Here is a 13050-nt window from a genome sequence, read left to right as displayed (position 1 = left end):
GGCGAAGGCGCGCTGCGACTCCGTCCTTGCGTTGTGCGGGAATGCCGTTCGGAATCCGATTCCGGGCGCGCCCCGCCTGCGTTCAGCCTGTTTTATCCGGTGTCGCCGCATATCGTCCGGCTTTTCCGGATTCCCCATCTCCGTCCGTAAATTCGTTCCGGGGCTCGCCGCGTGGCCTGGTTTATTCAGGATTGTCGGCATGTTCTTAAACCCCTGGGTGCTCACGCCCGGCAATCCGGCTGTGTCCGGACAATCCGGATTCGGGCGTGCGACTAACGCCTACACTGCAACCGAGATGCCAACCCCATTAGTTTCGTATTACTCGTGTATTACAAAATAACCCTGACATGTTTAATCCGGATTCCACCAAACAAGACTAAACCCGATCATACATGCACATACACGAACCGGCAGGTTTCGGCTAGGGGTTTGGGCACAAAGCCTGTCTCATCGTGCCCCACGCACGCGCACCCGCCACCCGGCCGCCCCTGTTGCTTGACAGTCCCGCCGCACGGGGCCTATCCATGGGTCTTCAGGTGTCCATCGGACTTGATAGGGAATCCCGTGTGAATCGGGAGCGGACCCGCCGCCGTAAGCCCGCGAGAACGCCTGCTCCCCAGAGCGCCACTGGACCACGGTCCGGGAAGGCCGGAGCAGGTCGGGCAAGCCGGAAGACCTGCCTGACGCGTCATCGACCATGCCCGGAAGGCAACGGGGCTTTTGCCCTTCCGGGACCGGCGGCCACGTTTCGCGCGCCCGTGCCTTCCCAACCACACGCCGTGTCCGCCGTGGCAGTCGCGTCAACCGCGCCCGCCACACCAGCAAGGACCTGCCGGATGTCTTGGGCCGTGCCGGGCGCCCCCTTGCGTGCCGCCGCCTCGCCAATTGCCCGCCTGCCTCCTTCGGAGGTTCCCATGCTTCTCGTGCCTTTCGGTATGCCCGCCCTGCGGCGGGGTGTCTTTTCGTGCGCCCGCGTCCCCTCCGTCTTTTTCCGTCCGCTGTCCCGCGTCCTTCCCCTGCCGGTGCTGACGGCCCTGCTGCTGGCCCTGTGTCTGGTCCTGCCTGGCGCCGCCCTGGCCGGTCACGGCGATGAAGCCCCCCGCAAGGACGGCATCCTGCTGGTGGCCTTCGGCACCACGGTGGAAGAAGCCCGGCCCGCACTGGCCAACATCGAACGGCTGGTGCGCGCCGCCCACCCCGACGCCGAAATCCGCTGGGCATGGACGGCCCGGCAGGCCCGCGCCTCGCTGATCAACGAAGGCAAGCCCGCCGCCTCGCCCCAGCAGGCGCTGGCCAACATGGCCGAAGAAGGCTTCACCCATGTGGCGGTTCAGTCGTTCCACACCATTACCGGTGCGGAATTCCACGGCCTGATGGCCACTGCCAAGGCCATGGAAGGCCTGCCCAAGGGGCTGACCCGCATCACCGTGGGCCTGCCGTTGCTGGGTTCCACCGACGACGCCGAATCGCTGGCCGTGGCCCTGAAGTCGCTGCTGCCCAAGGAACGCAAGCCCGGTGATGCCGTGATCTTCATGGGCCACGGCAACCCGCACCACCCCGCCGCGCTCGGCTACCCGGCCATGCAGTACTACCTGAGCAAGGTCGACCCGCTGTTCTTCATCAGCGTGGTGGAGGGCTCGCCCTCGTTCGACGACGTGACCGCGGCCCTGGCCGCCCGCAAGGTGCGCACCGCGTGGCTGGTGCCCATGATGTCCGTGGCGGGCGACCACGCCCACAACGACATGGCGGGCGACGATCCGGAATCGCTGGCCTCGCTGCTGCGCGAACGGGGCATCACCCCGCGCCCGGTGCTGCGCGGCACCGCATCCGCCGAGCCGGTGGTGGCCATCTGGCTGCGCCACCTGGATGCCGCCCTGAAACAACTGGACCACTAATGCACAATGCCTCCGTGCCCCGGTCCGCGCCGCAACAGGCATGGACCGGGGCCGCGCGGCCCCGCCGCGTCCTTCGCTGCATCCTGCTGGCCGCCCTGTGCTGGGCGGCCACGGTGGTGCTGGCCTGCCTGTTCGGGCCGTTCCATATCGTCGTGGACGACGTGCTGCGCGCGCTGGGCGAACTGGCGCTGCCGGGTGCGTTCACGGACATGGCGGGCAGCGCGCCCGACGCTACCCACATGCTGGTGGTTACCCGCATCCGCCTGGCCCGCGTCTGTCTGGCCCTGCTGGCGGGCGGCGGGCTGGCCGTGGCGGGCACGGTGTTCCAGGGGGTGCTGCGCAACCCGCTGGCCGATCCCTTCACCCTGGGGGTATCCGGCGGGGCGGCATTCGGCGCATCGCTGGCGCTGACCCTGGGCATCGGTCCGCTGGCCGCGTGGCTGGCCCTGCATCTGCCCGCATTCGCGGCGCTTTCGCCGCAGGCATTGTTGCCTTTGGCCGCCCTGGCCGGGGCGCTGGCCTCGCTGGGCGCGGTGCTGCTGCTGGGCGGCGCTGCGGGCGGCGGCAGCTTTCGCCGCGAAACCGTGGTGCTGGCCGGGGTTGTGGTGTCCACCGTGCTCTCGGCGCTGGTATCGCTGGTCAAGGCGCTGGACGAGGAATCCGTCTCCAGCATCGTGTTCTGGATCATGGGCAGCCTGCAAGGTCGCGGCTGGTCGCACGTGGCGGTGCTGCTGCCGTGGCTGGCGCTGGGCCTGCTGCTGGTGCTGCCGCGCTTTCGCGAACTGGACATCCTGGCCCTGGGCGACGTGCAGGCCAGGCAGCTGGGCATGGATACGGCCCGCGTGCGCCTGCAACTGCTGGTGGGCGCCAGCCTGATCACGGCGGGGTGCGTGGCGGTAAGCGGGGTCATCGGTTTCGTGGGGCTGGTGGTGCCGCACCTGGCGCGGATGCGCCTGGGCGCGGCGCACGGGCCGCTGCTGACAACGGGATGGTTCGGGGGCGGCGTGCTGCTGGCCTGGGCCGACGTGCTGGCCCGCACCCTGTTGCCCGGCGGGGCGGAACTGCCGGTGGGCGTGGTCACGGCACTGCTGGGCGGCCCCTTCTTCTGCCTGCTGCTGGTTCGCGGCGAACGCGGCACGGCTGTCCGGACGGCGGGCCCGGCGGAGAGCACGTCATGATCGAACTTTCCCGCCTGCATGCCGGATACGGCGATGCGGACGACGTGCTGCGCGGCGTTTCCCTGTCCGTGGCACCCGGCGAACTGGTGGGGCTGCTTGGACCCAACGGCAGCGGCAAGACCACCCTGCTGCTGGTGCTGTCCGGCGTGCTGGCCCCGCGCTCCGGCACGGTGACCCTGGACGGCGCCCCCCTGCACCGCCTGCGCCCGCGCGAGCGCGCCCGGCGCATCGCCGCCGTGCCGCAACGCCCGGAACACATTCCCGACCTGGACGCCCTGTCGCTGGTGCTCATGGGACGCTACCCGCACACCACCCTGCTGGGCGGCTACGGCCCGGACGACCACGCCGCCGCGCTGGCCGCCCTGCGCGATACCGGCTGCGCCCATCTTGCGGCGCGCGGCGCGCGCACCCTGTCCGGGGGTGAACTGCAACGGGTGCTGCTGGCCCGCGCGCTGGCCCAGGGTGCGGACACCCTGTTGCTGGACGAGGCCACCGCAGGGCTGGACGTGGCCCGCGCCCTGGACATCCTGGATCTGCTGCACGCCCGCCACCGGGCCGGGGCACGCGTCATGGCTGCCGTGCACGACCTGAACCTGGCCGCCTTGTACTGTACCCGCCTGATATTCCTGAAACATGGCCACGTGGTGGAAGATGGCCCGGTGGAGCGCACCTTCACCGCCGCCGTGCTGTCCGAGGTGTACGAGACCCCCGTGACGGTGCAGCCCCACCCGATCACCGGCGCTCCCCAGGCCTGCTACGTGCCGGGGGCATTCCGGACGGACAGGCTCATGGGGCTGCCCGCGACCTCCACGGGGGGGACAGTGGCAGACGCGAAAGATTGCAAGCACTCGCAACATCTGCAAGATGCACAACTTTCGGAATCTGCACCGCCGCTGTCCGACGTTTCCGGACAGGCGCAGTCCCGCCCCGCGACACCCGCAACGCGCCCCGGCACATCCGAAATCGCCGGGCAGGCCCCTCCCCTTGCCACGGGAGCACAGGATGACTGACAGCATGCACTCCGTCACTCACCAGCCCACCACGAAGGCGGCGGCAACGCCCATCCCTCGCCCATGCCCGGCGCTGCACCTGGTTCTGCTCCTGCTGGCCGCACTGGCCATCAGCGTTACCGCCCCCACCGTTGCCCGTGCCGTGCAGCCGGACAGGCAGACGGACGCGCAGCCTGCCGGTCTGCTTGCTGGTCTGGCTGCCGGTCTGCCTGCCGGTCTGCCTGCAGAACAGGCAGACGGGCCGGTCTCCATCACCGACGACACCGGGCGCCAGGTGCGCCTGCCCCACCCTGCCCGACGCATCGTGGCCCTGTACGGGGCGTTCAACGAACTGCTGGCAGCCATGAACCTGACCGACCGCATAGCAGCGCGCACCGCCGCCGACGAGGAACCCGCAGCCATTCGCCAGTTGCCGGTCATCGGCACACACATGCGGCCCAGCCCGGAAATGGTGGCCGCCGTGGCCCCGGACCTGGTGTTGCAGATGGAGGGCCGCCGCGAGGCGGGCGAGGCCGTGGAAGGCCTGCGCGCCCTGGGCATTCCCGTGGCGGTGTTCCGCGTGGGATCGTTCGAGGAATTGTTCGGCGTGCTGCGCCGGGTGGGCACCCTGACCGGCGAGCCGCAGCGAGCCGCCACGCTGGAAGCGGCCCTGCGCGCCCGACTGGACGCGGTGGCAGCGCGGGTGGCGGGCCGTCCCCGCCCCTCGGTGTTTTTCGAAGTGCGCCACCCCAACCTGCTGGCCGCCGGAACCGATTCCATCGTCACCGACATCATCGCCCGTGCGGGCGGCCGCAACTGCGTCACCGCCGAAGGCCGGGTGACCCGCCTGAGCGAAGAGGAACTGCTGCGCCTGAACCCCGATGTGTACCTGCTGCAACGCGGCCCCATGAACCCGGAGCCGGAACCACCCGCCACGCGTTCCCACTACGCAGTCCTGTCCGCCGTCCGGAACGGCCACGTGCGTGAAGTGGACGAGGCGCGCTACTCCCGCCCCGGCCCCCGCGCCGTGGACGCGGCAGAGGAACTTGCCCGGTACCTGCACCCCGATGTATGGGGCACCACCCCGGCCACGCCCCCTTCCCCCGGAAAGAACATCCCCGGGCAAAAAATCATCCCCTGACAGGCCGTCCCCTGAACCCCATGGTTGTCCTGCCCCAGGCTTGCCCCACGGCTTGCCGGACACGGACCGACCGCGCATAGCCCCAAGAGGTTTTTCATGCCCGCCTTCCACGATACTTCCCGGCCCGCCTGCGGCACCCTGTTCGGCATCGGCGTCGGCCCCGGCGAACCGGACCTGCTGACCCTGCGCGCCGTCAACGCCCTGTCGCGGGTGCACGTGGTGTTCGCCGCCGCATCCACGCGCAACGACTACTCGGTGGCGCTGGACATTGCCCGGCCCCATCTGCCCGCCGACGTACGCATAGAGACGCTGGGCTTTCCCATGACCCGCGACAAGGCAGCCCTGGCCGCCGCGTGGGAGGCCAACGCCCACGCCGTGGCCGACACCCTGCGCAAGGGCGAGGACGCCGCCTTCCTGACTCTGGGCGACCCGCTGATCTATTCCACCTTCGGCTACCTGCTGCGCACCCTGCGCCGGGTGGCCCCGGACCTGCCCCAAGACGCGGTGCAGGTGGTGCCGGGCGTCACCTCGTACCAGGCGGCGGCCGCCCGCACCCGCACCATCCTGTGCGAGGCGGACGAAACCCTGCTGCTGGTGCCCGGCGTAAACGGCACGGACAAACTGGCCGCCGACGTGGCGGGCGCGGACAACGTGGTGATCCTGAAGGCGTACCGCAAGTTTCCGGAAATCCGCCGGGTGCTGACTGACCAGGGCGCGGCGGAACAGGCGGTGTTCGTCTCGCGCCTGGGGCTGCCGGGCGAAGTCATATCCCCTACCCTGGCCGATGCCCCGGACGCGCCGCACTACCTGACCCTGCTGCTGGTGCCCAAGGCCCGCACCGGTGCCGATTCCGGGGACGATACCGGCGAGGCATAGCCTTTCCCGACTCCCCCCCCAATCCGCCATGAACGTCAACGGGCCGCCCGGCATAGCCGGACGGCCCGTCCCTTTGCATCAATATATAAGGCGCAGCGCGCCGCCTACCCCCGCTTCAGCTGCTCCACCAACTGCTGCAGTTCCTGCCCCATGCGGGCCAACTCGGCCACGGCCTGGGACGACTGCCCCATGACCTCGGCCGTCTCCGCCGCGATGCGGTTCACCTCGTCCGTGCCCCGGTTGATTTCCTCGCTGGCCGCGGACTGCTCCTCCGCCGCCGTGGCAATGGCCCGCACCCGGTCGGCGGTTTCCTGCACCACGTCCACAATCACCCGCAGCGCATCCCCGGCCATGGTGGCAAGCTCGGTGCTGCGGCCCACGGACATGGACGCTTCTTCCATGCCCCGCACGTTCTCGCGCGATGAGCCCTGGATGGCCCGCACGGCATCGCCCACCTCTCGGGTGGCGTTCATGGTCTTTTCCGCCAGCTTGCGCACCTCGTCGGCCACCACGGCAAAGCCGCGCCCGGCATCGCCTGCCCGCGCCGCCTCGATGGCGGCATTCAGCGCCAGCAGGTTGGTCTGGTCGGCAATGTCGCTGATCACGTTCAGAATCTGCCCGATGGACTCGGCCCGGTCGCCCAGTTCGTGCAGGCTGCCCCGCAGCAGGGCGGTCTTGTCGTTGACGTCCTCTATGGCCTCCACCACCGAATGCACGATGCCCTCGCCGTCTTCCGCCTGGCGGCGGGCCTTTTCCGCATTGTCGGCGGCAGACGAGGCGTTGCGGGCCACCTCCATGACCGTGGAATTCATCTCCTCCATGGCCGTGGCGGTCTCGCCCGTGCGTTCCCGCTGCACGTCGGCACCCCGGCTGGCCTGCTCGATCTGGGCGGCCAGTTCCTCGGATGCGGATCCCACCCGGTCCACGATGACCTCCAGCCGCGCGGCGGCCTGCTGCATGCCCTCGCTCTTGGCGCGTTCCGCCTCGGCGCGGGCTGTCTCGGCCTCGGCCATGGCGCGTCGGGCCTGCGCCCCCTGCTCCTCGGCCTCGCGGGTTTTCTGCTCCGAGGTGGCGATCATGTCCTTCAGCCGGTCCACCATGGTGCGCAGGGCATTGGCCAGCGTGCCTATCTCGTCGGACCGGGCCACGTCCAACTGCCGCGACAGGTCGCCCTCTGCCACGGCGCTGGCAAATTCCACGCCCTTGCCCAGCGCGTTCACGATGTTGCGCACGATGAAAAAGATCACCGTGCCCACCAGAAGCAAGATGATCGTTGTGGCGGCCACGCTCACGTTGCGGATGGCGGCCACCGGGTCGCTGACGTCGCTTTCGTCCACGGTAACGCACATGATCCACTTCGTGGATGGTTCTTCCGCGAAGTACGCGTACTTGGTAATTCCCTGCCACGGATAGGCGATGCTGCCCGTACGCTGGGCCAGCACCTTCTTGCCCCAGTCCAGTTCGCTGATGTCGGTCTTGAGGATCAGCGAAGGATCGGGGTGGGCGATGAGCTTGCCGCTGCCCGCCACCAGAAAGGCGTAGCCGGTCTTGCCGATCTTAATGGGATTGATGAATTCCTTGGCGTACCTGCCAAGATCCACCGAACCGTAGACCACGCCCGCCACCTTGCCGTCCACCTTGAGGGGCGCGGCCACCACGACAACCGGTGTGTTGGTGGTCATGCTCATGAGCGGCTCGGACACGGTGGCCTCGCCCTGCATGCCGCGCTTGAAGTAGTCGCGGCTGGCGCGGTTCTCCTTGCCCACGGATTCGTCCAGGTTGCTGGCCGCCACGATGCCGTCCGGCCCCAGCACGTTGACCACCTGATACACGTCATAGGTGGCCACCACCTGGCGCAGGGCCTCGTTGGCGCGCCGCACCGCAGCGGCCTTGTCGCCACCGGGGGGCACGCGCAGCACGTCGAGCAGAACGTTGCGGGTGGCCTGGGTGGCGATGTCATCGCGCTGGTCCTGCACGCGCCTGCCCAGTTCACCCATGGCGGCGCGCACCATCATTTCCGACTGGGCATTGATGGCCTGATGCAAGGCGTCTTCCGACACGGAGTACGACAGCCACGAGGACACGACCATGCCGACGAGCACCAGCCCCAGCGTCGGCACGAGGAAACGGTTGCGAAGATTCCAGCCCATGGACCACCTCGCCTGTTGCAGCCCTCCCCCGAGAGCGGCACAGCAAAACCAGAGGGTGCAAGCGTAGCACGCTGTCCATATTGGCGATAGTCCCACGCCGCAAAAAATACCGCGCGGGAAAAGGAACGGGGCCGGACACGCCCGGCCCCGATGACATGCGGAGATGGAGAGGGAATACAACGGCGGAAAAACCGGAAAGGTCGGCAGCCACGGCATCCCGACCCGGTGCGGAAACGGCGGAAACCGCCCGGCCGGGCACCGCGTCAGGAACGTGCGGCAGCCATGGCCTCAAGGCTCCAGGCGGTGGCCCGCGCCAGCACGTCGCCCATGGCCGTCTCGAAGGCTGCGGCCACCTGCGTCAGGGCGGACCCTGCGGCGGGGCAGTCGCGCCCGATGGCCGTAAAGGCCACGATGCGCCCGGTCTTCAGGTCCACCAGGCGCAGGGCCAATTCCACCTCGATCAGGGGCGCGGCCCCCTCGCCCATGCGGGTGTTGAAGCGGCGCAGGTCGGTCATCAGCCGGTAGTCGGGGTAGATGCCCGCCGATTCCTCTGCCGCGCCGTCCAGCCGTCCGTTGCGTTCAAAGGCTTCCACCAGCAGCCGCTGCACCAGGCGGGGGGCGGGGCTGGTCCACTTGGCCTCGGCGTACTGGCGCACCTCGCGCCCGGTCGCGCCCCCCAGCACCAGCACGATGCGGTCGGTATCCAGCATGCGGCTGGTTTCCGGCAGGGACACGGCCAGTTGCAGATGGATGGGACCGCCCGCGCCCGGGCCGGGCATGGCGGGGGACAGCAACAGGTGGGTGGGTGCGGGGCCGGGGTCCAGCACACGGGCGCAGCCGGGCAGCACCGCCAGCAGCAGGCCAAGCAGCGGCAGCCACAGCCACTGCCCCCGACGCGCGGAGCGGAACACGCCCGCAACGAATGCGCGCAAAAGGGACATGCACGGCGGGAACACGCACGAAACCGGCGGGCACGGGAAGGTGGCGGGCATCATCGGGCATCATACTCCGGTACGGGGTTGCCGAACAGGAAGCGGCGGGGGTCGCTTTCCACCTTGTGGGCCAGCCGATCCAGCGTGGCCATCAACTGACGCGCCTCGGCCAGCAGGCGGCGCATGTCTTCCAGCCCCTCGCCCGTGAATTTGGCCACGCCGGGCTCGGCGCGGGCCACCATGCCGTCCATGCGCCGGGCCATGTCGCCCACGGCGCGGGTGGAATCGCGCAGGTCGGTGCGCAGGTAGTCGCGCACATCGCCGGTGGCCCCTTCCAGCCCGGCGGATGCGTTGGCCAGGCGCCGGGTGGTCACGTCCAGGTTGCCGATGATGCGGTCCATGGTGTCGGCCCGCGCGGCCAGCCGCGCGGTGAGCACGTCCAGCGATTGCAGGGTCTGCGCCAGCGCCCGGCGGTTCTCGTCGTCGGCCATGCCCGCGATGCGCTGGACAAGTTCGCGGCTGTCGGAAACCACGGCGGGCAACCCGGCGAACAGGGCCTCCAGCCGCGAAAGCTGGGCGGGAATCACCGCCACCTCTTCGCCGGGGCTCGCCTTGAGCAGCGGGCTTGTGGCCGTGCCGCCGGAAATCTGCACCACGGTCACGCCGGTAATGCCGCGCGCCTCCAGCGAGGCCATGGAGTCTTCGCGCACGGGGGTATCGGCTGCGATCTCGATGCGCACCTTGACCCGGCCAGGGTCGGTGGGGCTGATGGTGATGGCCTTCACCGAGCCCACCTTCACCCCGTTGAACAGCACGTCGTTGGCCACGCTGAGGCCGGAAACGTGCCCGGTGAAATTGATGTCGTACTGCACGAGGTCCACGCCGCTGCCGCGCCCGGCCGTCCACAGGATGAAGGCCAGCGCCCCCACCACGGCCATGAGCGTGAACACCCCGACCAGCACGTAGCTTGCCCTGATCTCCATGTCATCTCCCTTGGGCCGGGGCATGCCCGGCATGCCCCGCGTGGCCCGACACTTCAGCCACACCGGCGGCCACGCGCCCGCGCGGCCCCGTGAAATATTCGCGCAGCCACGGGTGGTCCACCCGCAGCAACTCGTCGATGGCCCCCACGGCGTAGATGCGCCTTTCGGCCAGCACGGCCACCCGGTCGCACACGGCATACAGCGAATCCAGGTCGTGGGTGACCATGACCACGGTCAGCCCCAGCGCATCGCGCAGGTCCGCGATCAGCGCGTCGAAGGACGCCGCGCCGATGGGGTCGAGCCCGGCCGTGGGTTCGTCCAGGAACACCACCGCCGGGTCCATGACCAGGGCACGGGCAAGCCCCGCGCGCTTGCGCATGCCGCCGGAAAGTTCGGACGGATATTTCAGCGCCGCCTCGGGCGCCAGGCCCACCATGCGCAGCTTCAGGGCGGCCACGTCGTCCATGGTTTCGGGCGACAGGTTGGTGAATTCGCGCAGGGGCACCTTGATGTTCTCGATGACCGACAGCGACGAGAACAGCGCCCCGTCCTGAAACAGCACCCCCCACTGGCGGCGCACGGCACGCCGTGCGCTCTCGTCGGAATGGGTGATGTCCACCCCCAGCACGCGCACATCGCCCGCCTGGGGGCGGCGCAGGCCAAGGATGGTGCGCAGCAGCACGGATTTTCCCGAGCCGGACCCCCCGATGAGTCCCAGCACTTCGCCGGGCCGCACGTCCAGGTCCAGGTTCTCGTGCACCGTCAGCGAGCCGAAGCGGTTGGCGATGCCGCGCAGCGAGATTATGGGAGTGTCCGTCACCCTACACCCCCAGCGACATGAACAGGATGGCGAAACCCGCGTTGGCCACGATGACCAGGAAGATCGATTCCACCACCGCCTGGGTAGTCAACCGCCCCACAGATTCCGCGCTGCCGGTCACCCGAAAGCCCTGGAAGCACCCCACAATGCCGATGATCAGCGCAAAGAACGGGGCCTTGACCAGCCCGGTCACGAAGTTGGCCAGCCGGGTGATCTCCAGGAAGCGCACGGCGAACGCGCCGGGCGAGATGCCCAGTGACAGCCACGAGGCCACCCCCCCGCCCAGCACGCCCATGAAATCGGCAATGAAGGTGAGCACCGGCAGCATCAGCACCAGGGCCACCACGCGGGGAATCACCAGCACCTCCATGGGGTCCAGCCCCATGGAGCGCATGGCGTCCACCTCTTCGTTGGCCACCATGGCCCCGATCTGGGCGGTGAACGACGAGCCGGAACGGCCCGCCACGATGAGCGCCGTCAGCAGCACGCCCAACTCGCGCAGGGTGGAAACCTCTATCAGGTTCACCACGAACACCTGCGCGCCGAAGCGGGTGAACTGCTCCGACCCCATGTACGCGGTCACCAGCCCAATGAGAAAGGTCAGCAGGGCCACGATGGGCACGGCCTGGATGCCCGTCTGCTCCATGTGGTGCACGATGGACACCCAGCGCAGCCGCCATGGCCTGACCGCTGCGGCGGCCAGCGAGACCAGGAACATGCCCAGAAAGCCCGTGATGGCGCGCACCTGCTCCAGTTCCTCGACGATGGACGCGCCAATGGCGTTCAGCGCGCCCAGCACCGGGGATACCCGGCGCGCGCGCGGCACCGCGGAAATGTCGATGGCCCGTACCCGGTCCAGCAGCATGGACTGGCCGGGGTCCGGCACATGCCACACCACGTGCGCCCCCGCCGCCGCCATGCTGGCCGCAGCCCGGCACAACAGCTGCGCCCCGGCGGTGTCCAGGCGGGATACCTCGGTCAGGTCCAGATGCACCACGGAGGCATCGTCCTGCACCGCGCAGGTGTCACCCACCTCGGCACAACGGCGCAGCAGCCGGGCGGTCATGCGGCCGATGGAGGCCACGTCCCACACTCCGGAAAAGGTGAGCACCTGTTCGCGCGCGCCGGAACCCGCCCCATTGTCCGGCCCGTTGGTCGTCCCATGGCCCGGGCCGGGCTCCGTGCACGACGCGGCGGGCGTGCAGGCCAGCCGCGGCTCGTGCGGCCCGGCGTGGGCGTCCGGGTCGGGACGCCGGTAGTCGCCCTTGAGGGTAGGTTCTCGGAACGGAGGAGCGGTTTCGCGCATGCGACCAATCTACCATGCCCCATGGGCCGCGCCAAGGGCACCGGACGCGGCCGGTCCGGAACGATTCGGATGGGGCCGGATGGGGCCGGACGGGGCCGGATGGGGCCGGATGGGGTCGGCGCTGTGAGGGGCTGGTTCGACAGGACGGACGTCACCACGAACGCGACTGCGAAAGCGATGCGGGACACATCCGGGTGGGGGGAGCAGGGGAAAACGGAAGGCAGGCAAGGAAGGCATGCGGCGGCGCAGGACGCCTCCGGAAAGCGCGACAAGCACGGAGAGCCGCGCGGCCAGGGCCCGCACGCACCATGTGAAAATCCGACGGCGACTACCTGACGGCAGCTACCTGACGACGGTTACCCAGGGCAGGATGTGACGGCGCTATTCCACGTCGTCGTCGTACCACTCGTGCTCGTAGCCGTCGGTGAGCTTGTAGCTGCGCACCTGCAACAGCAGCTCGCCATCCCTTTCGCGCACCGTGCCCACGACTTCCACGTGGGCATTGATGTGCGCCGCAAGGTCGGCACCGGCACCGCGCGGAACGATGTGGAACTCGGTATCCCCGGCAGCCACGGCCACCTTGGCGGCCATGTCGTCGTGCCCCTTCAGGGTGAGCGGCACGATGTACCCCTGAACAGTCTTGATGCCTTCCATAGTATTCACGAATGACTCTCGCACGGACGGGAAAGGGTCCGCCTTTCGGACCCACACAACATTGCGAAATATTACCCCTTTCCCAAAAACGCAAGCGTTTGGCAGGAAATGACGTGCAAATTTTTT

General features: G+C 69.0%; 11 protein-coding genes and 1 riboswitch. Of the genes, 5 read left to right on the top strand and 6 right to left on the bottom strand.

The annotated features are described in order from the left end of the window. Window positions 1-517: 517 nt before the first annotated feature. A riboswitch (cobalamin riboswitch) is annotated at window positions 518-698 on the top strand. 216 nt (window positions 699-914) lie between these two features. The 5 genes from ABWO17_RS00280 (at window position 915) to cobI (ending at window position 6079) form a co-directional block, all read left to right on the top strand. Continuing rightward, window positions 915-1895, top strand: coding sequence for a sirohydrochlorin cobaltochelatase (locus ABWO17_RS00280; protein WP_353114916.1), 981 nt, complete (start codon window positions 915-917; stop codon window positions 1893-1895). After that, window positions 1895-3073, top strand: coding sequence for a FecCD family ABC transporter permease (locus ABWO17_RS00275; RefSeq protein ID WP_353114914.1), 1179 nt, complete (start codon window positions 1895-1897; stop codon window positions 3071-3073). Before ABWO17_RS00280 ends, ABWO17_RS00275 begins: the two co-directional genes overlap by 1 nt. Next, entirely contained in the window at window positions 3070-4083 is a 1014-nt protein-coding gene (locus ABWO17_RS00270) for an ABC transporter ATP-binding protein (RefSeq protein ID WP_353114912.1), read from the top strand. Before ABWO17_RS00275 ends, ABWO17_RS00270 begins: the two co-directional genes overlap by 4 nt. After that, complete coding sequence (locus tag ABWO17_RS00265) at window positions 4076-5203, top strand: ABC transporter substrate-binding protein (protein ID WP_353114910.1); 1128 nt, start codon at window positions 4076-4078, stop codon at window positions 5201-5203. Before ABWO17_RS00270 ends, ABWO17_RS00265 begins: the two co-directional genes overlap by 8 nt. A 96-nt stretch (window positions 5204-5299) precedes the next feature. Then, window positions 5300-6079: a precorrin-2 C(20)-methyltransferase gene (cobI, locus tag ABWO17_RS00260; RefSeq protein ID WP_353114908.1), complete on the top strand. Its 780-nt coding sequence runs from the start codon at window positions 5300-5302 to the stop codon at window positions 6077-6079. A gap of 104 nt (window positions 6080-6183) precedes the next feature. Here the strand turns inward: cobI and ABWO17_RS00255 are convergent, their stop codons facing one another. The 6 genes from ABWO17_RS00255 to ABWO17_RS00230 all read right to left on the bottom strand — a co-directional run bounded on the left by ABWO17_RS00255 (window position 6184) and on the right by ABWO17_RS00230 (window position 12924). After that, complete coding sequence (locus tag ABWO17_RS00255) at window positions 6184-8229, bottom strand: methyl-accepting chemotaxis protein (RefSeq protein WP_353114906.1); 2046 nt, start codon at window positions 8227-8229, stop codon at window positions 6184-6186. 263 nt (window positions 8230-8492) lie between these two features. Then, window positions 8493-9170, bottom strand: coding sequence for an ABC-type transport auxiliary lipoprotein family protein (locus ABWO17_RS00250; RefSeq protein WP_353115926.1), 678 nt, complete (start codon window positions 9168-9170; stop codon window positions 8493-8495). Window positions 9171-9220: 50 nt separating this feature from the next. Beyond that, window positions 9221-10144, bottom strand: a complete 924-nt coding sequence (locus tag ABWO17_RS00245; protein ID WP_353114904.1) for an MlaD family protein — start codon at window positions 10142-10144, stop codon at window positions 9221-9223. 1 nt (window position 10145) lies between these two features. After that, window positions 10146-10964: an ABC transporter ATP-binding protein gene (locus tag ABWO17_RS00240; RefSeq protein ID WP_353114902.1), complete on the bottom strand. Its 819-nt coding sequence runs from the start codon at window positions 10962-10964 to the stop codon at window positions 10146-10148. A gap of 1 nt (window position 10965) precedes the next feature. Further along, a complete protein-coding gene (locus tag ABWO17_RS00235) occupies window positions 10966-12270 on the bottom strand; it encodes an ABC transporter permease (RefSeq protein ID WP_353114900.1) in 1305 nt (434 codons plus the stop codon). Window positions 12271-12651: 381 nt separating this feature from the next. Beyond that, a complete protein-coding gene (locus tag ABWO17_RS00230) occupies window positions 12652-12924 on the bottom strand; it encodes a hypothetical protein (protein ID WP_353115924.1) in 273 nt (90 codons plus the stop codon). Between the last annotated feature and the right edge of the window lie 126 nt (window positions 12925-13050).

Source organism: Nitratidesulfovibrio sp., from assembly GCF_040373385.1.
In the GTDB taxonomy this organism is placed as follows: Bacteria; Desulfobacterota; Desulfovibrionia; order Desulfovibrionales; family Desulfovibrionaceae; genus Cupidesulfovibrio.
This window is presented reverse-complemented; position numbering and strand designations above follow the sequence as displayed.